16 protein-coding genes and 1 tRNA gene are annotated in these 18,980 nt (G+C 67.9%); 10 read left to right on the forward strand and 7 right to left on the reverse strand.

Annotation, left to right across the window (positions count from 1 at the left end):
- Positions 1–21: 21 nt before the first annotated feature.
- The 4 genes from HGG74_RS05130 to HGG74_RS05145 form a co-directional block, all read right to left on the reverse strand.
- Positions 22–2,196 (reverse strand): copper-translocating P-type ATPase, encoded by a 2,175-nt coding sequence (locus HGG74_RS05130; RefSeq protein WP_168485278.1) that lies wholly within the window; start codon positions 2,194–2,196, stop codon positions 22–24.
- Positions 2,197–3,023: 827 nt separating this feature from the next.
- Positions 3,024–3,512: an OsmC family protein gene (locus HGG74_RS05135; RefSeq protein ID WP_168485279.1), complete on the reverse strand. Its 489-nt coding sequence runs from the start codon at positions 3,510–3,512 to the stop codon at positions 3,024–3,026.
- Positions 3,513–3,654: 142 nt separating this feature from the next.
- Positions 3,655–3,804: a hypothetical protein gene (locus HGG74_RS05140; protein WP_168485280.1), complete on the reverse strand. Its 150-nt coding sequence runs from the start codon at positions 3,802–3,804 to the stop codon at positions 3,655–3,657.
- A 583-nt stretch (positions 3,805–4,387) separates the two neighbouring features.
- A tRNA-Leu gene (locus HGG74_RS05145) sits at positions 4,388–4,471 on the reverse strand.
- Between the two features lie 198 nt (positions 4,472–4,669).
- On the opposite strand from HGG74_RS05145, the gene HGG74_RS05150 reads away from it, so the two are divergent.
- On the forward strand, positions 4,670–5,974 hold the full coding sequence (locus HGG74_RS05150; RefSeq protein WP_168485281.1) for a M20/M25/M40 family metallo-hydrolase: 1,305 nt from the start codon (positions 4,670–4,672) through the stop codon (positions 5,972–5,974).
- Positions 5,975–6,126: 152 nt separating this feature from the next.
- Positions 6,127–7,281 carry an acyl-CoA dehydrogenase family protein gene (locus tag HGG74_RS05155; protein ID WP_168485282.1) on the forward strand — a complete coding sequence of 385 codons (1,155 nt, stop codon included), beginning with the start codon at positions 6,127–6,129 and terminating at the stop codon, positions 7,279–7,281.
- A 22-nt stretch (positions 7,282–7,303) separates the two neighbouring features.
- On the opposite strand, the gene HGG74_RS05160 is transcribed toward HGG74_RS05155, so the two are convergent.
- Entirely contained in the window at positions 7,304–7,537 is a 234-nt protein-coding gene (locus tag HGG74_RS05160) for a DUF5703 family protein (protein ID WP_168485283.1), read from the reverse strand.
- Positions 7,538–7,589: 52 nt separating this feature from the next.
- Here HGG74_RS05160 and HGG74_RS05165 point away from each other — a divergent pair, with 52 nt between their 5' ends.
- A complete protein-coding gene (locus HGG74_RS05165; protein ID WP_168485284.1) occupies positions 7,590–7,880 on the forward strand; it encodes a hypothetical protein in 291 nt (96 codons plus the stop codon).
- Positions 7,881–7,895: 15 nt separating this feature from the next.
- Here HGG74_RS05165 and HGG74_RS05170 read toward each other — a convergent pair whose 3' ends face one another.
- Entirely contained in the window at positions 7,896–8,834 is a 939-nt protein-coding gene (locus HGG74_RS05170) for an aldo/keto reductase (protein ID WP_168485285.1), read from the reverse strand.
- Positions 8,835–8,969: 135 nt separating this feature from the next.
- On the opposite strand from HGG74_RS05170, the gene HGG74_RS05175 reads away from it, so the two are divergent.
- Both HGG74_RS05175 and mshC read left to right on the forward strand, forming a co-directional pair.
- Complete coding sequence (locus tag HGG74_RS05175; RefSeq protein ID WP_168485286.1) at positions 8,970–9,794, forward strand: undecaprenyl-diphosphate phosphatase; 825 nt, start codon at positions 8,970–8,972, stop codon at positions 9,792–9,794.
- 86 nt (positions 9,795–9,880) lie between these two features.
- Positions 9,881–11,146 carry a cysteine--1-D-myo-inosityl 2-amino-2-deoxy-alpha-D-glucopyranoside ligase gene (mshC, locus tag HGG74_RS05180; protein ID WP_168485287.1) on the forward strand — a complete coding sequence of 422 codons (1,266 nt, stop codon included), beginning with the start codon at positions 9,881–9,883 and terminating at the stop codon, positions 11,144–11,146.
- A 118-nt stretch (positions 11,147–11,264) separates the two neighbouring features.
- Here mshC and HGG74_RS05185 read toward each other — a convergent pair whose 3' ends face one another.
- Positions 11,265–12,149 carry a PAC2 family protein gene (locus HGG74_RS05185; RefSeq protein WP_168485428.1) on the reverse strand — a complete coding sequence of 295 codons (885 nt, stop codon included), beginning with the start codon at positions 12,147–12,149 and terminating at the stop codon, positions 11,265–11,267.
- Between the two features lie 124 nt (positions 12,150–12,273).
- Here HGG74_RS05185 and HGG74_RS05190 point away from each other — a divergent pair, with 124 nt between their 5' ends.
- The 5 genes from HGG74_RS05190 (at position 12,274) to dop (ending at position 18,961) form a co-directional block, all read left to right on the forward strand.
- Positions 12,274–13,017 (forward strand): HAD family hydrolase, encoded by a 744-nt coding sequence (locus HGG74_RS05190; RefSeq protein WP_168485288.1) that lies wholly within the window; start codon positions 12,274–12,276, stop codon positions 13,015–13,017.
- Complete coding sequence (locus HGG74_RS05195) at positions 13,014–14,195, forward strand: site-2 protease family protein (RefSeq protein WP_246262659.1); 1,182 nt, start codon at positions 13,014–13,016, stop codon at positions 14,193–14,195. The genes HGG74_RS05190 and HGG74_RS05195 overlap by 4 nt, the downstream gene beginning before the upstream one ends.
- A 117-nt stretch (positions 14,196–14,312) precedes the next feature.
- On the forward strand, positions 14,313–15,359 hold the full coding sequence (locus HGG74_RS05200; protein WP_168485289.1) for a tRNA (adenine-N1)-methyltransferase: 1,047 nt from the start codon (positions 14,313–14,315) through the stop codon (positions 15,357–15,359).
- Between the two features lie 231 nt (positions 15,360–15,590).
- Positions 15,591–17,342 (forward strand): proteasome ATPase, encoded by a 1,752-nt coding sequence (gene arc / locus HGG74_RS05205; protein WP_168485290.1) that lies wholly within the window; start codon positions 15,591–15,593, stop codon positions 17,340–17,342.
- A gap of 14 nt (positions 17,343–17,356) precedes the next feature.
- Positions 17,357–18,961, forward strand: a complete 1,605-nt coding sequence (dop, locus tag HGG74_RS05210) for a depupylase/deamidase Dop (protein ID WP_168485291.1) — start codon at positions 17,357–17,359, stop codon at positions 18,959–18,961.
- Positions 18,962–18,980: the final 19 nt, after the last annotated feature.

The raw sequence follows: 18,980 nt of genomic DNA on the forward strand, positions 1-18,980 counted from the left end.
CGTGGCCGCCCCATCCGCCGGCTACCGGATCCGTGCGGGGTCCAGATCGATCCGGCGCAGCAACTGGGCGTTCAGCGCCACCACGATGGTGGATACGGACATCAGCACGGCGGCCGCTGCCGGGGAGATGGCGACGCCGGCGAAGGCCAGCACACCGGCGGCCAGAGGCACAGCCACGACGTTGTACCCGGTGGCCCAGAGCAGGTTCTGGACCATCTTGCGGTAGCTGGCCCGCGACAATTCGACCATGGCCAGCACCGAGCGCGGGTCATTGCCGGCCAGCACGACGCCGGCCGATTCCACCGCAACATCCGTACCGGCGCCGATCGCGATTCCGACGTCGGCACGGGCCAGGGCAGGGGAGTCGTTCACTCCGTCGCCGACCATCGCCACCTTCAGGCCGCGCTGCTGCAGTTCGGAAACCTTCTTGTCCTTGTCCTGCGGCAGGACTTCGGCAAAGACCTCGTCGATGCCCAGGTCCCGGCCCACGGCGGCGGCCACCTGGTGTGCGTCTCCGGTGACCATGGCGACCCTCAGGCCCCGTGCCTGCAAGGCCTTCACTGCGGCACGTGATTCGTCGCGGACCTTGTCCTCGAGCGCGAGCGCGCCGACTATCCGTCCGTCGCGCACTACGTGCAGGACGCCCGCGCCGCGGTCCAGCCATGCCTGGACGTCCGGCGCAATGTCCGGCGGTGTTGCGAGACCGAACTCGCGGAGCATGTTCGGCCCGCCCACCGCAACGTCCGAGCCGGCGACCGTGGCACGCACGCCCCGTCCGGTCATGGACGAGAAACCGGAGCCGGCGAGCCCGAGCCGGAGCGCATCCTGGTTCTGCCCGGCGGCCTGTACGATGGCACGGGCCACCGGGTGCTCGCTGTCGGATTCGACGGCGGCGGCCAGTGCCAGCAGTTCCGCGTCCGTGACCGGTGCGACGGCGGCGGTCCCGGTGACCACGTGTGTGCCTTCGGTCAGGGTGCCGGTCTTGTCGAACAGGACCACATCGACGGTGCGCATCCGTTCCAGCGCCATGCGGTTCTTGATCAGCACGCCGGATCGGGCTGCACGCTCGGTAGAGATGGCGATCACCAGCGGGATGGCCAGCCCCAGGGCATGCGGGCAGGCAATGACCAGCACCGTCACGGTCCTCACCACCGCATCGCCGAGGACGCCCAGCAGCGTCCAAGTGGTGAACGTGACGATGCCGGCGGCCACAGCGAAGTAGAACAGCAAGGCCGCGGCGCGGTCCGCCAGGGCTTGGGCCCGGGAGGAGGATGCCTGGGCTTCGGCGACCAGACGCTGGATCCCGGCCAGTGCCGTGTCCCCGCCGACTGCGGTGACTTTGACCCGCACCGCGTTGTCCGTGGCCACCGTGCCGGCGACCACCGGATCCCCCGGGCCCCGGCCGACCGTCCTGGATTCACCGGTAATCATTGATTCGTCGAATCCGGCCTCGCCCGCGATGATTTCGCCGTCGGCAGGTACCCGGGCACCGGAGCGCACCAGCACAACGTCGCCGGCCGCCAAGGCGCTGGTCGGTACCGCGGTGACGGCGCCGTCGTCGTCCACCTTCTCCGCCTCGTCCGGCAGCAGGGCCGCCAGAGCGTCCAGCGCCCCTTGGGCGGAGCCGAGGGCGCGCATCTCCATCCAGTGGCCCAGCAGCATGATGACGATCAGCAGCGCCAGTTCCCACCAGAAGTCCAGGTTGAACCCGCCAATGCCCAGCGTCGTGGCCCAGGAAGCAACGAAGGCCACCGTGATGGCCATGCTGATGAGCAGCATCATGCCCGGCTGGCGCGACTTCAGTTCCTTCCAGCCGCCCTTGAGGAAGGGTGTGCCGCCGTAGCAGAAAATCACGGTCCCCAGCACGGGAGGTATCCAGGCAGAGCCGGGGAACCGGGGCAGCTGATAGCCGAGCAAGTGGGCGAACATCGGGCTGAAGAGCACGACCGGGACGGACAGGACCAGGCTCAGCCAGAATTTGCTCCTGAACATGGCCGTGCTGTGCCCGGCATGCTGGCCGTGCCTGTGGACGGCGTGGTCCTCGTCCACGGCGCCGGCGGCGGAGCGCCCATGGCCGTCTGGCATCGCCTGCCCGTGCATGCTGTGGTCCATGGTGCCGTGTCCTGAATGTACGCGGCCCTGTTCGCTGCCGGTTACCGGAGGATGGTCATGTCCGCTGTCGCGGGGGCTGTTCATGGTGTTCCTTTGTTTGTTCCCGGCAATGCGGAATGGCCGGGACCGGGTCAGGATCCGTCGAGGGGGTAATCGGCAGCCCCGACGGCGGTGCACATGGACGAGGACGGCAAGGGCCGGCTGCTCATGGCAACCTGCTCGGCACAGGTACTGAGTCCGCGGCGTTTGGAAGCGCCAGGTGCCTTGAGATGGCACTTCGCCTGGCCGCACAGCGGGGACCTTCACTGCGTTTGCCCGGTCCGGTTCGGTTGGGCCGGGCTGTGACGTGGTGTTCCGGTAGCTTCGAGACTATACCCCTATGGGGTATATGTCAACGGAGTCATGACAGGTCCTCGGGTCCAAGCCGATAGGTAGCGTCGGGACCGTTAAGCACTCTGCGGGCTTCGAACAGACGGGCCTGGTTGAGTGAGGAGCCCGGAACGGGGCGGCTGCGTGGTGGTGCTGGAAGGGGCCGGGGAGGACGATCCGGGCGCGCTCGCGGTCCTGCTGCGGTGCCGGCGGTCATTCGTGCGCAGGGGAATCCAACCACGAAGCCTGACATCCTCGAGGACCCGGAAATACGGCCCATGGACGAACTCTGACCAGCGGTGCTTCCTCATCCAAGGCCGGCACGTACTCGGAAAACCCGATGCCGCGCCCACCAGCATTTCGTCCCGGAGGAAAACGTGAGGATGCTTTACTAGTCCGGCCCCAACCAAGTCAGTTTGCAGCCGGACATCCGGTCGCAGGCACCCCGAATCTTGGTGCGCCGATCCGCTCGCCCCTGCCGCTGCAGCACGCCTGCCTGTCACCAGCTGCCCACCGCATGATGAAGCGAGTTCTGTCCGGGGCTACGCCGATGTGAAGTTGACCTCGACGTCGTTGGGGTTGCGCAAGGCGAGGTAGACAGGGCAGCGCTGCAGCCAGGCCTGCTGCATCGCCTCCACGCGGTCCGCCGGGCTTGTCGACGACACCTTGATCTCAATGCGCAGCTGCTGCAGGTCGGGTCCGGCACCCTCGACGCCCAGAAGGCCCGCGAGGCTTGTGTTGCAGCTTGCCGTGGCACTCAGCTCGGTGATGTCCACATCAAACTGGGGAGCGAGGGTGTCGCTGATGAAGACCACGGCGCATCCGGCCAGGGCACCGAGCAGATATGCCGTGGGGCTGGGTGACTCATTGCGTCCGCCGACCGGCTGCGGCAGGTCGGTCTCCCAGCTGAACGGGCCGGCGGCCAGCCGGGTGCGGCCCTCGGCCAGCGTCGCAGTCACCTTGGGTGAAATCTGCCCGGCTGCGGGGTCGGCGGTAAACCGCTCGATGGACTCACTGAGGGCGGTGTTCATGTCTCCTCCTGATGGTCAGGCCTCGGCGCCTGGATACCCCGGACAACGCCAGTGTGCAGCCGGGCGTACGGACACCGGTACCCCCAATCTAGGTGAGCGATCCGTGCCGCCCGCATACATAGGGGTCAGCGGGCAACCGGCTTCAGGGGGAGAAGTGCCGCGGCGCGTAGCCCGACCGCACACGGAGGTGAAGGCGTTCCTGTTTCCGCCTGCGCTTGGCCAGGAGGTGGAGAGCGACGGGCATGACGGCCGCCGCGATGACGATGATGATTGCTGCAATGTCCAGGGACATCGGCTGCTCCTTGCATCGGGTGTTGGTAGGGTACGCGCGGCGAGGCCGGTCCTGCTGGTCGACACGCGGTGTGGACCCAGGTCCGCAGCACCCGCGGTCAAAGTTTTCTTCCGGTGGCGGTGCTCCTTGACGGTGATGGCGCGCAACGATCGCGGCGCAGCGGATTCAGCGAGGGGCACAGACTTTCGGCCGGTCCCTGGCAGGGGGCGGACGGTCCGGCCTCTGTCTGCGGGCGGAAATGGAAAAAAGGCCGGTCATGGGACCGACCTTCGAGGGCTGTTGGTCGAAGCCTCCGCCGCCGCCGGAGCTGCCTTCGCAGCTTCCGCCATCGGAGGCTGCGAAGATGCCCGAAGCCGGGAAATCCGGTGATAAGTCCGACGAGCTGCCGGGGTTGCGCAGACGGTGAGGCGTTGCCCTTCCTGGACGACCCCGTCCGGACTCGTGCGTCGAGGGATGGTGCATCTGTGAGGCCATCGGAAGACTATGCACCCGGAGTCCGCGACGGCGGTTCATTTTGGGCCTCGCGTGGGCGGCAGGCAAAAGAAAACCCCGGAAATCCTTGGATTTCCGGGGTTTTTCCCTGTGCGCGGAGGGGGACTTGAACCCCCACCCTCAATAAGAGGACTAGCACCTCAAGCTAGCGCGTCTGCCATTCCGCCACCCGCGCAGGTGTCGATTCCGATGGGACCGGCTGGGCCTTTTCCCTCGAAAGCAGCGAGAAAAACTCTAACACGTTTTTGGGAAAGTGCTTAATCGGGCAGGTGTGTGGCCGGTCACGGTCCCGGCCGGTTCCCGCCCCTCACAGGTTCAGGGCGGGGCCCTCGGCGGCTAGGCTGGGGTCCTGACCCAACGCCGAGGAGAAGCCATGACTGTACCGTCCCCCGCGGAGGAAGTTGTCCGCATCTGCCAGGACCTGATCCGGTTCGATACCTCCAATTTCGGGGACAACGAGGGCCCGGGGGAGCGGGCGGCGGCCGAATACACTGCAGGGCTGCTGGCGGAGGTTGGTCTGGCCGCAGAGGTATTCGAGTCCAGCCCCGGCCGGGCCTCGGTGGTAGCCCGGATGGAGGGACAGGATCCATCCGCGGGGGCCCTGGTGGTGCACGGCCATCTGGATGTTGTGCCCGCGCAGCGGCAGGACTGGTCGGTGGACCCGTTCGCCGCCGAGGAGAAGGACGGGCTGATCTGGGGCCGGGGGGCGGTGGACATGAAGGACATGGACGCGATGATCCTCTCCGTGGTCCGCCATCTGGCCCGCACCGGGGCGAAGCCGAAGCGCGACCTCGTCATCGCATTCTTCGCCGACGAAGAGGCCGGCGGCACCTACGGAGCGCGGTGGGCGGTGGAGAACCGGCCGGAACTTTTCGACGGCGCGACGGAGGCCATCTCGGAAGTGGGAGGCTTTTCCTCCACCCTCGGCGGCCGCCGGGCATACTTCCTGCAGACGGCGGAAAAGGGCCTGGCCTGGCTGCGCCTGGTGGCCCAGGGCCGGGCCGGCCACGGTTCCCAGCTGAGCGAGGACAATGCCGTCACCAACCTGGCACGCGCCGTCGCCCGGATCGGCGACTACCGGTGGCCGATCGAGCTAACCGACACCACGCGCAGGTTCCTCGACGGCGTCACCGAACTCACCGGCGTCGTTTTTGATCCGGATGATCCGGACGTCCTGCTCAAGGAACTCGGCTCGGTGGCCCGCTTTGTCGGTGCCACGCTGCAGAATACTTCCAACCCGACGGTGCTTCGTGCCGGGTACAAGGACAATGTGATCCCGGGGCTGGCCGAAGCGCGCATCGATGCCCGGCCCTTGCCGGGCCAGGACGAACTGGTGCTGTCCCGGATCAAGGAACTGGCGGGTGAAGGCATCGAGGTCAGCTACGTCCACAACGACATTGCGCTGGAGGCGCCGTTCTCCGGGAACCTGGTGGACGCAATGGTGGATTCGCTGCGCGCGGAGGACCCGGACGCCGTCGTCCTGCCCTACACCCTCTCCGGAGGAACGGACAACAAGGCACTGCACCGGCTGGGAATCACCGGCTACGGCTTCGCACCGCTGCAGCTGCCCGAGGACCTGGACTTTACCGGAATGTTCCACGGGGTGGATGAGCGCGTGCCGGTCGAGTCGCTCAAGTTCGGCACCCGGGTGCTGCACCGACTGCTGACTACCTACTAGAGGAGTGGCCTACTAGAGGAGTGGCGCGCTCCCGCAGTGCCGGCCTCGCCGCCCGTTCGCGGCCTGCCCCGCACGCTCCGCGCGCGGGGACCCCGGGCCGCTCTCTGGCGGGACCCTCGCACTGACCACTCTACGACCGGGAAGGGAGGCCGATGGCCAGGGTGGAGGAACTGCTCGGCGACGAACTGCTGGAGGCGATCCGGGGCCGGGCCGCCGGCTACGACGAGGCGAACAGCTTCTGCCACGAGGACCTGGCCGAACTGCAGGCTGCCGGCTACCTGAAGATGTTCGTGCCCGCGGAGTGGGGCGGGTCCGGCTACCGGCTGCAGGACGCTTCGCGCGCCCAGCTGCGGCTGGCCACGGCGGCCCCGGCCACCGCGCTGGCGGTGAACATGCACCTGGTCTGGACCGGGGTGGCCCGGGTGCTGCAGGCCCGCGGGGACCAGTCCCTCGAATTCGTGCTCCGCGAGGCCGGGCAGGGGGAGATTTTCGGCTTCGGGGTCTCCGAGGCGGGCAATGACCAGATGCTCCTCGACTCGCGGACCGTCGCCGCACCCCAGGAGGGCGGCGGCTACAGCTTCACCGGCACCAAGGTGTTCACCAGCCTGTCTCCGGCCTGGACGCGGCTGGGGGTGTTCGGCCGGGACGACACCGGGGCCGGCCCGCAGCTGGTCTGGGCGTTCATCAACCGGCAGGCGCCGGGCTACACCATCAAGGATGACTGGGACACCTTGGGCATGCGGGCCAGCCAGTCCTGCACCACGGTGCTGGAGGGCGTGGCGGCCGACCCGGACCGGGTGTTCCGCAAGCTGCCGGTCGGCCCGAACCCCGACGCCTTGATCTTCGGGATCTTCGCCACCTTCGAGGTCCTGCTGGCCTCCGTGTACGCCGGAATCGGGCAGCGGGCGGTGGAACTGGCCGTGGACGCGGCGCAGCGGCGGATGTCCCTGAAGACCGGCAGGAGCTACGCCCAGGACCCGGACATCCGCCGGCATGTGGCCGGGGCGGCCCTGGCCATGGACGGGCTGTACCCGCAGCTGGAATCCATCGCCCGGGACGTGGACGACCTGGCGGACCACGGCAGTTTCTGGTTCGCGAAGCTCGCCGGGGTCAAGATCCGCGCGACGGAGACCGCCAGGCAGGTCGTGGAGCTGGCCCTGCGGACCGCCGGCGGGTCCGCCTACTTCCGCGGCAGCGAGCTGGAGCGGCTGTACCGGGACGTGCTGGCCGGTCTCTACCATCCCTCGGATGACGAGTCGGCACACGCTACCATTGCCACCGCCTGGCTGGGTCCGCCCGAGGACTGACGGCCGGGAGGCCGGCAGAGCCTCAGACGGTTGCTTCCACGCGCAGGATCCGGCGCCGCAGCCAGTACTTGCGGCTGCCGCCCATATACAGCTGCGTGCGCACCAGATCCCACTTCCCGTATTCCGCATGCTCGGTCAGGGCGCGCCGGGCTTCCTTGATGGATTCGCCCTTGTTGACCGTAAGAATCAGGTACTCGTACTGGCGGGCATAGTCGCGCTCGCGTGCCGGTTCATTGGCCGGAAATTGTTCCCTCATTGCCCTCCCATTCTCTTCACTTATTCTTCCCGATGCGGCTAACGTCTACTACATGAGTATTGATCCGCGTGTTGCCCTCCAGTCGCTTACAACCGCCCTCGAGGAGCATTTGGCTGCTGCTGCCAGCCGGCGCGGTGACGACGATCCTAACGTCGAAGCGGCCTTCTCGGCCATTATGGAAGCCTTCGAAGCCTACGAAGACGCGCTCTACGACACCTATGGCGAAGTGACGCCGCTGGTGATCTACGACGAGTCCGCCGAGGAGGAAGAGGAAGAGGAATTCGACGACGCGGACGAGGTCGAGGACCCGTTCGACGACGATCTGGAGATCGAGGAGAAGTAGCCCGGGCAGGGCCGGTCAGGCAGGCGGCGCGGAGATATCGTTGAGCGCGGAGACGATTTCTGCCGGCATACGCCGCGGCACCGATTTCAGGATCTGCTCCAGCTGTGCCGGCGTGCGCGGACCAATGACGGCGGTGTCGATCCCGGGCTGCTGCAGCGCCCAGCTCAACGCCAGGTCCAGCGGTTGGGCGTCGAGGCCGCGGGCGGCAGTGGCCAGGGCGTCCACGATCCTGGACGGCCGCGGTTCCAGGTAGGGGGCGACATAGCCTGAGCGTGTCTCCGAGGCGCCGCGGGAGTCGGCCGGAACCCCGCCGCGGTACTTGCCGGTGAGCACGCCCCGGCCGAGCGGTGCCCAGGCCATCACCCCGGTGCCGAGCGCCGCGGCGGCCGGGATCAGCTCGCGTTCGGCGCTGCGGCGGACCAGCGAGTACTCGGCTTGGACGGCCACCAGCGGCACCCGGCTGAGGCAGGCCGCCCGGGCCAGCTGCCAGCCGGCGTAATTGGAGACGCCCACGTACCGGGCGCGGCCGGAGGTTACGGCGTACTCCAGGGCCGAGAGGGTTTCCTCCAGCGGCACCTCCGCGTCCCAGGTATGTGCCAGCCACAGGTCCAGGTAGTCAGTTCCCAGCCGGGCCAGGCTGGCATCCAACGAACGGAGCATGGCGCCGCGGGACGCGTCGATCTCGCGTTCACCCTTGCACAGGCCGACGCCGGCCTTGGACACCAGCGTGACTTCCTGACGGGGGACCATCTCGCCCAGGAACGAGCCGACGATCGCCTCGCTGTTGCCGTCCGCGTACAGCGCAGCGGTGTCGATCAGCGTGCCGCCGGCATCGAGATACTTGCGCAGCATCAGTCCGGCGCTTTCCTCGTTGGTCTCTTCCCCCCAGGCCATTGTGCCCAGGGACAGGCACGGGACCTTCAGACCGCTGTTGCCCAAACGCGTGTGCTTCATAGCCCACAAGCCTAAAGCAGGCCGGCGTGAAGGTCGTAAACCGGCGGCTGTGCGGTCCTGTGTAGGCTGCCGGTGCTGTGTCCGGTGCCGTGTCCGGTGCAGGACGGCACCGGCAGGTGCCCTATTGTCGAAGGTGTGAATTGGCTAGAAGCGGTGATCCTGGGCCTGGTCCAAGGCCTGACAGAATTCCTTCCGATCTCTTCCAGCGCGCACCTGCGGGTCGTCGGTGAGTTCCTGCCCGGCGCGGCCGACCCTGGAGCGGCCTTCACCGCCATCACCCAGCTGGGCACGGAGACTGCCGTCGTCGTCTTTTTCTGGCGGGACATCGTCCGGATTGTCAAAGCCTGGTTCGGTTCGCTGACCGGGAAATTGCCGCGCGAAGATCCTGACGCGCGGATGGGCTGGCTGGTGATCCTCGGCTCGCTGCCCATCGGGATCCTGGGCCTGCTCTTCCAGGACCAGATCGAGGGCACCTTCCGCAGCCTGTGGCTGGTGGCAACGATGCTGATCGTCTTCGGCCTCTTCCTGGCCATCGCCGACACCATCGGCCGGCAGAAGCGCAGGCTGGAGAACCTGACCTACAAGCACGGCATTCTGTTCGGCTTCGCGCAGGCGCTGGCACTGATCCCGGGGGTTTCCCGCTCCGGCGGCACGATTACCGCCGGGCTGCTGATGGGCTACACCCGCGAGGCCGCCGCACGTTATTCGTTCCTGCTGGCCATCCCGGCGGTGTTCGCCAGCGGCCTGTTCCAGCTGGCCAAGAGCTTCGGCGAGCCCGGCCCGTACGGGCTGGGAGAGACCGCGCTGGCCACGCTCGTGGCCTTCGGCGTCGGGTTCGTGATCATCGGCTGGTTCCTGCGCTACGTATCCACACGCAGCTACCGGCTCTTCGTCTGGTACCGGATCGGCCTGGGAGCGCTGTTGTATATACTTCTGGGCTTGGGCCTGATCAACGCCTGAGCTGGGAATTTATCTGGCTCCGCAGCGCTTATTCATCACGGCCCCTCAGATTTCACGCGGGCAGGTCTACCGGAAGGAACGGAATTTTGCTTGGTTGGAACGCCCCGGTTGTGCCCGAAGTACCCGGGGGATCGGACGACCTGTCCCTGTACGACACGGCGGCCGGCGCCTTGGCGCGGATCGAGCCGTCCCGCACCGGCTCGCTCTATGTCTGTGGCATCACGCCCTACGATGCCACCCATATGGGCCACGCGGCCACCTACGTCAGCTTCGACCTGCTCAACCGGTACTGGCGCGATGCGGGCCGGACCGTCCAGTACGTGCAGAATGTGACGGATATCGATGACCCGCTGCTGGAGCGGGCCAACGCCACCGGCGTGGACTGGGAGCAGCTGGCCAAGGACCAGACTGAGCTGTTCCGCGCCGACATGGAAGCGCTGAACGTGCTGCCGCCGGACGAATATGTCGGCGCGGTGGAGTCCATTGCCTGGATCATCCCCGCCGTGGAGCAGTTGATCGCCGAGGGCCTGGCCTACCGGGTGCCGGGTACCGGCGGCGAGCCCGACGGCGATGTCTACTTCGACACGGCAGCCGCTGCCGGCAGCGGCTGGGAGGTGGGCAGGACCTGCCGGCTGACAGAGGCGCAGATGCTGCCGCTGTTCGCCGAGCGCGGGGGCGACCCGGACCGGCCGGGCAAGCGGCACCGGCTGGATCCGCTGCTGTGGCGGGTGGCCCGCGACGGCGAGCCCAACTGGCCCGGCGGTAGCCTCGGTGACGGCCGCCCGGGCTGGCACATCGAGTGTTCGGTGATCGCCCGGAAGTTCCTCCCGGAGACCTTCGATGTGCAGGGCGGCGGCTCGGACCTGAGTTTCCCGCACCATGAAATGAGCGCCGGCCACGCGTACGCGCTGACCAAGACCCCGCTGGCCCGGCACTTCGTGCATGCCGGGATGGTGGGCCTGGACGGCGAAAAGATGAGCAAGTCCAAGGGCAACCTGGTGCTGGTCTCCCGGCTGCGCGAATCAGGCGTGGAGCCGGCAGCCATCCGGACTGTGCTGCTGGGACAGCACTACCGCTCGGACTGGTTCTGGACCGATGGACTGCTCGAGGATGGCCAGGCGCGCCTGGCCGCGTGGCGCCGGGCAGCTCCGCTGGCGGCCGCCGCGGACGTGCCGGCCCTGGCCGAGGCGATCCGGCGGGCCCTGTCCGACAATCTGAATGCCCCGGCGGCGCTGGCGGCAGTGGATGCGTTCACGGCCGCACAGCAGGCAGCCGGAGGCGGACCCGGGCAGGGCACCGGAACCCAGGCCTTCGCCGACGTCCTCGACGCCCTGCTGGGCATCCGGCTGTAGCCAGGCGTTTCAGGCCGGGCCCCGGTGCGGGCCCGGCCTTGTTGTCTTTGGGCTGGTGTTGTCTCCGCTGCAGCCAGCCAGTTGATTGGGGCGGCGGGTTCCTGGCGGAGGGGAGGGGCTATTCCTTGCGGCGCTTCTTGAGGTAGCGCTCGAATTCCCGGGCGATGGATTCACCGGTGGCTTCGGGCAGTTCGGCAGTGTCCTTGGCCTCTTCCAGCTGCCGCACGTAGGCCGCCACCTCGGGATCCTCCGTGGCCAGCTCGTCCACGCCGCGCTCCCACGCTTCGGCCTCCTCGGACAGGACGGAGGTCTCCAGCGGAACCTGCAGGATGTCCTCGATCCGGTGCAGCAGGGCCAGTTCCGCCTTGGGTGAAGGTGCCTGGCCCACGTAATGCGGTACCGCCGCCCACAGCGAGACGGTGGGGATGCCGGCCATCGAGGCTACCTCGGCCAGGACCCCGATAATGCCGGTGGGGCCTTCGTACTGGCTCACCTCGGTGTTCAGCGCCTGCCGGACCGCGTCGTCGTCGCTGGTCGCGGTCACCGGGATCGGCCGGCTGTGCGGCACGTCGGCCAGCAGGGCGCCGACCAGCAGGATGCAGTTGACGTTCAGTTCCGTCGCGTGGGCCAGCAGCTCGGCGGTGTAGGCGCGCCAGCGGTACGAGGGTTCGACACCGTGGACGAAGATGACATCGATGTCCGAGCGCGGGATGCTGCAGCGGGTCAGCTTCGTGGTCGGCCACTTAATATGGCGCTGGCCGGAAGCGGTGCGGCGGATGATGGGCCGGGTGAACTGGAAGTCGTAGTAGAGATCCGGGTCGATGGTGGCCACCTTGGTCCCGTCCCAGAGGCGGTTGAGGTACTTGACCGCATCCGTCGCGGCCTCCCCGGCGTCATTCCAGCCCTCGAAGGCCGCGATCATGACCGTGAGCCGCTGCTGCCCGGCCCCCGGTCCCGCCTTGGGGAACAGTCGCCGCAGGCCTTGCGTCTGGTTGTTTTCCATCTCGCTCACCTTTTCACCCTAGTCCTCCGGTGGTGAGTTGTCAGTGAGCCGGGTACCGGTTCGCGCTCAGCATAGCCGTCCGGAGCCGGCGGGGCGGCCCCTGCGGAAACCGTAGACTTGAGGCATGCCTTCTGACGCCGCACCCGGTCCTGCCGGGTACCAGTCCCGTGTCCAAGCAGTGTTCTGGGACATGGATGGAACCCTGGTGGACACCGAGCCCTACTGGATCGCCGCCGAACTGGACCTCGTAGAGCGTTTCGGTGGATTCTGGTCCGAAGAGCTGGGCCGCGGACTCGTGGGCAACGCGCTGCCGGCATCCGCCGCCGTGCTGCAGCAGGCCGGTGTCCGGCTTCCGATCCGGGAGATCATCGACGAGCTCATCGGCTCGGTCATTGACCAGGTGCGTACCAGCATTCCGTGGCGGCCCGGGGCCCGGGAACTGCTGGCTGAACTGGCCGGCGCCGGTATCCCCACCGCGCTGGTCACCATGTCCGAGCAGCTGCTGGCCCGGGAAATCGTGGCCCAGCTGCCGAAGGGAAGCTTCGGCCACGTGGTCACCGGGGACATGGTCGCAAACGGCAAGCCGCACCCGGAACCCTACCTGCGCGCCGTCGAGCACCTTGCTGGCAGCCGTGCGCAGGTGGACAAGTCCCGCATTATCGCCCTGGAGGATTCCCTGCCGGGCGCCACGTCCGCACAGGCAGCAGGCCTGGTGACAGTGGCCATTCCGCATGTGGTGGACGTTCCCCAGGACCCGGGCCGGCACCACTGGGAAACCCTGGACGGGCGGAACCTGGCGGACCTGGAGGCACTGCTCGCCGGTGACTTCGCGCCGCTGCCGCAGGCCGACCTGCGGGGATCCGCATGAGCCAGCCGCAGCCGGATACCGGTATGCCCGACGGCGGGCCGGGCCGGGAAAACCCGCGCAGCGAGGGCATCCCGCTGGGACGGATCGGCGGAGTTCCCGTTATCCTCGCCTGGTCCTGGTTTGCCATTGCGGCCTTCATCGTGCTGGTGTTCGCGCCGCAGGTCCAGTCGAGGATCCCGGCACTGGGCGGTGCGGCCTACCTGGTGGCCTTCAGCTATGCGGTCCTCCTGCTGCTGTCCGTGCTGGTCCACGAACTGGCGCACGCCTTCAGCGCCCGCGCGTTTGGCTGGCCCACCGCGCGGATTGTGCTTAATCTGTGGGGCGGGCATACCCAGTTCGAGAATTTCCAGGCCTCGGCCGGCCGGTCCCTGGTGGTGGCGCTGGCCGGGCCGGCCGCCAATTTCCTGCTGGCCGGGGTGGGCTGGGCCATCCGGCCGCTGTTCGCCGGCAATCCCGTCGGCTGGCTGCTCACGGACAGCTTCGTGGTGGTGAACCTGGCAGTAGCCATTTTCAACGTGCTCCCCGGCCTGCCGCTCGACGGCGGTCGGCTGGTGGAATCGGCCGTCTGGAAGGCCACCGGCAGCCAGGACAAGGGCACCGTGGCTGCCGGCTGGGCCGGGCGGATCATTGTGATCCTGCTGGTGCTGGGGTTCGTCGTGCTGCCCGCGCTGCTGGGACGCCGCCCGGATCTGACCTTCGTGCTGATGATTGTGCTGGTGGGCGGCTTCCTTTGGGCCGGCGCCGGCGCGTCCATCACCCATGCCAAAATGCGCCTGCGCCTGCCGGAGGTCACCGCCGGCAGGCTCCAGGTGAGTGCCATCGCGCTTCCGGCCACCGCGACAGTGGCCCAAGTGGCCGCCGCGCAGCAGGACAGCCCCGGCACGGAGGTGATCCTCACGGCTGCCACCGGCCAACCGGAGGCGGTGGTGGACCTGCAGGCGCTGCAGAGCGTGCCTGCCGCCGTGGCGGCAACGACGCCGGCGGCCGCGGTCGCCCGGGCGCTGGCCCCCGGCGCCTACGTGCCCGAATGGGCCGGCGGACAGGAGCTGGTGCAGTACCTTGCCCGGGTGTCCGGCACTGAGTACGCCGTGATCGACCGGCAGAGCCGGGTGACCGGGCTGCTGCTGCAGGATACGGTGGTGCGCGCCGTGACCGGCAAGACCTCCCGGCGCGGCTGAGGCCTGCCGCAGCATCATAGAATCAATGGGCCGGGCTGAACCGGCCGCGGCCGTGACCACCGGCCGGCTCCATCGCCGGGCCCTGTGCCCGCCCCTTCGACCGGAAGTAGTACCAGCATGAGCGCATCCACCATTCCGCACGGAGCCGACCAGCGCCGGGGCCCGCTGCGTCCTGGCGAGCGGGTGCAGTTGACCGACGAGAAGGGCCGGATGAATACCATCACCCTTACTCCCGGCGGGGCGTTCCACACCCACCGCGGCTACCTGCCGCACGATGAGCTGATCGGCGCCTCCGAAGGCTGCGTCGTCACCAACACTGCCGGCCACAAGTACCAGGCGCTGCGCCCGCTGCTGTCCGACTTCGTGCTCTCCATGCCCCGCGGCGCGGCCGTGGTGTACCCGAAGGACGCCGGGCAGATTGTCACCATGGCCGACATCTTCCCCGGGGCCCGGGTGGTCGAAGCCGGCGTCGGTTCGGGCGCCCTGAGCATTTCGCTGCTGCGGGCCGTGGGCGACGGCGGTTACCTGCACTCGTACGAGCGGCGGGAGGAATTCGCCGACATCGCCCGCGGCAATGTCGAAACGTTCTTCGGCGGAGCCCATCCGGCCTGGTCCATTTCCCTCGGCGATTTCCAGGATGAGGTGGTGAAGAAGGAAGAGCCGGGCAGCGTGGACCGGGTGGTGCTGGACATGCTCGCACCGTGGGAGTGCCTGGACGCTGTGGCCACCGTGCTGGCCCCGGGCGGAGTGTGGATCAACTATGTGGCCACCGTGACCCAGCTTTCGCGCACCGCCGAGGCTATCCGGGCCGACGGCCGCTTCACTGAGCCGGAATCCTGGGAGTCCATGGTGCGCGGCTGGCACGTGGAGGGACTGGCCGTCCGTCCTGACCACCGGATGGTCGCCCACACCGGATTCCTGCTGACCGCCCGCCGCCTGGCCGAAGGCGTCGAAGGTCTGACCCCGAAGCGCCGGCCGTCCAAGACCGGATTCGCTGCCGAGGACGTCCAGGCCTGGACAGGCGATGCCGAGGACTGGAACGCCGAGGGCCTGGGGGAGCGGCAGGTTTCGGACAAAAAGCTGCGGCGTGCGGCCAAGGACGCCGCCTCGACCGTGCAGCGCGGCGCCTTCAAGGACGCCCCGGAGGCCGGCGGACCGGAGTAGCCCGCGGCGCAGGGCCGCCGCGGCGATGCCGTACCGTTGCCTTTTCTTTACCCGATTGTTGTGCTGCGCCGGCAGCAGCCGCGCGCCTTGTCCCGGCTGCTCCGGGACCCGCCGGGCGGCCCGGAATTATGGCCGCGTCCCGGACGTTTTCCTTGTCAAGCGGGTGGGACTCCGTAAGGTAGACGGATAGGGTCATTGGAAGGCACCCGTTTCAAGAGAGCAGGTACGGTGATGAGTGAAAACCAGAACCCGATGCATGAACCGGCGCCCGGTGGGGGGCTATCCGACGAACTGACCGTGGCCCAGCGCCAGCTCAATGTCCTGCGGGACAAGATCCGGAACCTGGACAAGCAGCTGGCCTCCGCAACCGTCAACAACAGCCGCCTTGTCGCCATGCTTGAAGCTGCCAAGAGCGAGATAGTCCGGCTTAAGGAGGCCCTTGAGCGGGACGGCGAAACTCCGTTCAGCTTCGCCACCATCGCCCAGGTCAATCCTGCCCAGCACCCCCGCCCGGGGGTGAGCACGGCTGCCACCGTGCAGGACAGCGTGGACATCATCCAGTCTGGCCGCAAGCTGCGCGTGGCGGTCAGCCCGCTGATCAACCTCAGCCAGCTCAGCCCGGGCCAGGAGGTCCTGCTCAACGAATCCCTGACGGTTGTGGCCGCGCTCAGCTTCGAACGCGCCGGCGAACTGGTGACCATCAAGGAACTGCTCGATGCCGACCGTGTGCTGGTGATCGGCCGCGCGGACGAAGAGCGGGTGGTCAAGCTCTCCGGCTCGCTGCAGCACGAACGGCTGCGGGTCGGGGACGCCATATCGATCGACGCCCGGAGCGGCTATGCCCTGGAGAAGATTCCGCGCAGCGAGGTGGAGAACCTCATCCTCGAAGAGGTGCCGGACATCTCCTACCAGGACATCGGCGGCCTGGGCCCGCAGATCGACGAGATCCGCGACGCCGTCGAACTGCCGTTCCTGCACCCTGACCTGTACCGCGAGCACGGACTGAAGGCCCCCAAGGGCATCCTGCTCTACGGCCCTCCCGGCTGCGGCAAGACCCTGATCGCCAAGGCCGTCGCCAACTCGCTGGCCGCCCGCGCCGTCGAACGCAGCGGCACCAAGGAAGCGCGCAGCTACTTCCTGAACATCAAGGGTCCGGAGCTGCTGGACAAGTACGTGGGCGAAACCGAGCGGCACATCCGCCTGATTTTCGCCCGGGCCCGGGAGAAGGCCTCGGACGGCAGCCCGGTGGTGGTCTTCTTCGACGAGATGGATTCGCTGTTCCGCACCCGCGGCACGGGCGTCTCCTCCGACGTCGAAACCACCATCGTGCCGCAGCTGCTCAGCGAGATCGACGGCGTGGAGAAGCTGGAGAACGTCATTGTCATCGGCGCCTCGAACCGCGAGGACATGATCGATCCGGCCATCCTGCGTCCGGGCCGGCTGGACGTGAAGATCAAGATCCAGCGCCCCGATGCCGAGGCGGCCGCGGACATCTTCGCCAAGTACATCACCACCGAGCTGCCCATCCATCCGGACGACCTGGCCGAGCACGGCAACGACCGGAAGGCGACGGTGGAGGCGCTGATCCAGCGGACGGTGGAGGCCATGTACGCCACCGACAAGTCCAACGAGTACCTCGAGGTCACCTACGCCAGCGGCGATACCGAAATGTTGTACTTCAAGGACTTCAACTCCGGTGCCGTGATCCAGAACGTGGTGGACCGGGCCAAGAAGAACGCCATCAAGGACCTGCTGACCAGCGGGCAGAAGGGCCTGCGGATAGAACACCTGCTCCGCGGGGTGGTGGACGAGTTCCGCGAGCACGAGGACATGCCCAACACCACGAACCCGGACGACTGGGCACGGATCTCGGGCAAGAAGGGCGAACGGATCACCTACATCCGCACGATCATCCAGGGCAAGGCGGGCCAGGAGGCCGGGAAGTCGATCGAGACCATGCCGAACACGGGGCAGTACCTGTGAGCGTACACCGGGTTATGGGGACGGAGACGGAGTATGGCATCCATGCTCCGGGCGATCCCCTGGCCAATTCCACGGTGCTCTCCTCCCAGATCATCAACGCCTATGCCGCGACGGTGCGCAGCGGGCTCGGCAACCTTGCCGGGACCCGCTGGGACTACACCGACGAGGAGCCGCTGCACGATGCGCGCGGCTGGGAGGTCTCCCGGGCGGATGCGGATCCGTCCCAGCTGACCGACATGCCGCCGGTGCTGGATGCCGAGCAGATCGCCCTCGCGAACGGCCGCCGCGGATCCGGCAGCGACTTCTATGCCGAGGAGTCCGCCGGCGGGGTGCTGATGAACATGGTGCTCAGCAACGGCGCCCGGCTGTACGTGGACCACGCCCACCCCGAGTACTCCAGTCCCGAGGTGACCAATCCGCTGGACGCCGTGCGCTGGGACAAGGCCGGGGACGTCGTGGTGCTCACCGCGCTGCGCCGGATTGCTCAGACCCCGGGATTCGCCCCGGTGAACTTGTACAAGAACAACACGGACAACAAGTCCGTCTCCTATGGTGCGCACGAGAACTACCTGATGCCGCGCAGCGTGCCGTTCGGGCATATTGTCACCGGGCTGATCCCGTTCTTCGTCTCCCGCCAGATCATCTGCGGGGCCGGGCGGGTGGGCCGGGGGATGACCGGGCGGCTCAGCGGCTACCAGATCAGCCAGCGTGCGGACTTCTTCGAGGCGGAGGTGGGGCTGGAGACCACCATCCGGCGCCCGATCATCAATACCCGGGACGAACCGCACGCCGTGGCGGAGAAGTACCGGCGGCTGCACGTGATCATTGGGGATGCCAACCTCAGCCAGGTCTCGATCTACCTGCGCCTGGGCACCACCGCGCTGGTGCTGTCCATGATCGAGCACGGCGACGTGCCGCAGATCCAGCTGCACGAGCCGGTGCAGGCCCTGCAGGCGATCAGCCACGACCCGACCCTGCAGCAGAAGGTGGCGCTCAAGGACGGGAGCATGGTCACCGGGCTGGACCTGCAGGAGATGTACCTGGAAGCCGCGGCGGCGCACTGCCGGCGGCTGGGCACGGACGAGGGCATGACCGCCGACGTGCTCACCCGCTGGGGGAACCTGCTGGCGGTGCTGCGCCGGGACCCCATGCAGGCCGCCGCCCAGCTGGACTGGGTGGCCAAGCTCAAGCTGCTGGAGGCCTACCGGGAGCGTGACGGGCTGGACTGGTCCGATGCGCGCCTGGGGCTGATCGACCTGCAGTATGCGGACCTGCGGCCGGAAAAGGGACTCTACTACCGGCTGGCCGCGCGGGGCCAGATGGAGCGGCTGGTCCCGGATGCGGAGATCCTGGACGCCGTACGCCAGCCGCCGGAGGACACCCGGGCCTTCTTCCGCGGCAAATGCATCGAGCATTTCCCCGAGCAGGTGGTCGGGGCCAGCTGGGACTCGGTCATTTTCGACCTGCCCAACAACCGCCGGCTGCAGCGGATCCCCACCCGGGAGCCGCTGCGCGGCACACGCGAACTGACCGGCAGGCTGTTCGAGGAGGCAGCCTCGGCCGAAGAATTCATTGCGGCGTTGCTGGGCCCCGGTCCTGCCGGCGGCGTGGCAACATAAGCACTAGTCCAAGCGTTAT

This window comes from Arthrobacter mobilis (genome assembly GCF_012395835.1).
GTDB classification, from domain to species: Bacteria; Actinomycetota; Actinomycetes; order Actinomycetales; family Micrococcaceae; genus Crystallibacter; species Crystallibacter mobilis.

Bases quoted from the DNA above. Each gene is read 5' to 3' on its own strand.
- HGG74_RS05130 (WP_168485278.1), bottom strand. From the start codon at position 2,196: ATGAACAGCCCCCGCGACAGCGGACATGACCATCCTCCGGTAACCGGC.
- HGG74_RS05135 (WP_168485279.1), bottom strand. From the start codon at position 3,512: ATGAACACCGCCCTCAGTGAGTCCATCGAGCGGTTTACCGCCGACCCC.
- HGG74_RS05140 (WP_168485280.1), bottom strand. From the start codon at position 3,804: ATGTCCCTGGACATTGCAGCAATCATCATCGTCATCGCGGCGGCCGTC.
- HGG74_RS05150 (WP_168485281.1), top strand. From the start codon at position 4,670: ATGACTGTACCGTCCCCCGCGGAGGAAGTTGTCCGCATCTGCCAGGAC.
- HGG74_RS05155 (WP_168485282.1), top strand. From the start codon at position 6,127: ATGGCCAGGGTGGAGGAACTGCTCGGCGACGAACTGCTGGAGGCGATC.
- HGG74_RS05160 (WP_168485283.1), bottom strand. From the start codon at position 7,537: ATGAGGGAACAATTTCCGGCCAATGAACCGGCACGCGAGCGCGACTAT.
- HGG74_RS05165 (WP_168485284.1), top strand. From the start codon at position 7,590: ATGAGTATTGATCCGCGTGTTGCCCTCCAGTCGCTTACAACCGCCCTC.
- HGG74_RS05170 (WP_168485285.1), bottom strand. From the start codon at position 8,834: ATGAAGCACACGCGTTTGGGCAACAGCGGTCTGAAGGTCCCGTGCCTG.
- HGG74_RS05185 (WP_168485428.1), bottom strand. From the start codon at position 12,149: ATGGAAAACAACCAGACGCAAGGCCTGCGGCGACTGTTCCCCAAGGCG.
- HGG74_RS05190 (WP_168485288.1), top strand. From the start codon at position 12,274: ATGCCTTCTGACGCCGCACCCGGTCCTGCCGGGTACCAGTCCCGTGTC.
- HGG74_RS05195 (WP_246262659.1), top strand. From the start codon at position 13,014: ATGAGCCAGCCGCAGCCGGATACCGGTATGCCCGACGGCGGGCCGGGC.
- HGG74_RS05200 (WP_168485289.1), top strand. From the start codon at position 14,313: ATGAGCGCATCCACCATTCCGCACGGAGCCGACCAGCGCCGGGGCCCG.
- arc (WP_168485290.1), top strand. From the start codon at position 15,591: ATGAGTGAAAACCAGAACCCGATGCATGAACCGGCGCCCGGTGGGGGG.
- dop (WP_168485291.1), top strand. From the start codon at position 17,357: ATGGGGACGGAGACGGAGTATGGCATCCATGCTCCGGGCGATCCCCTG.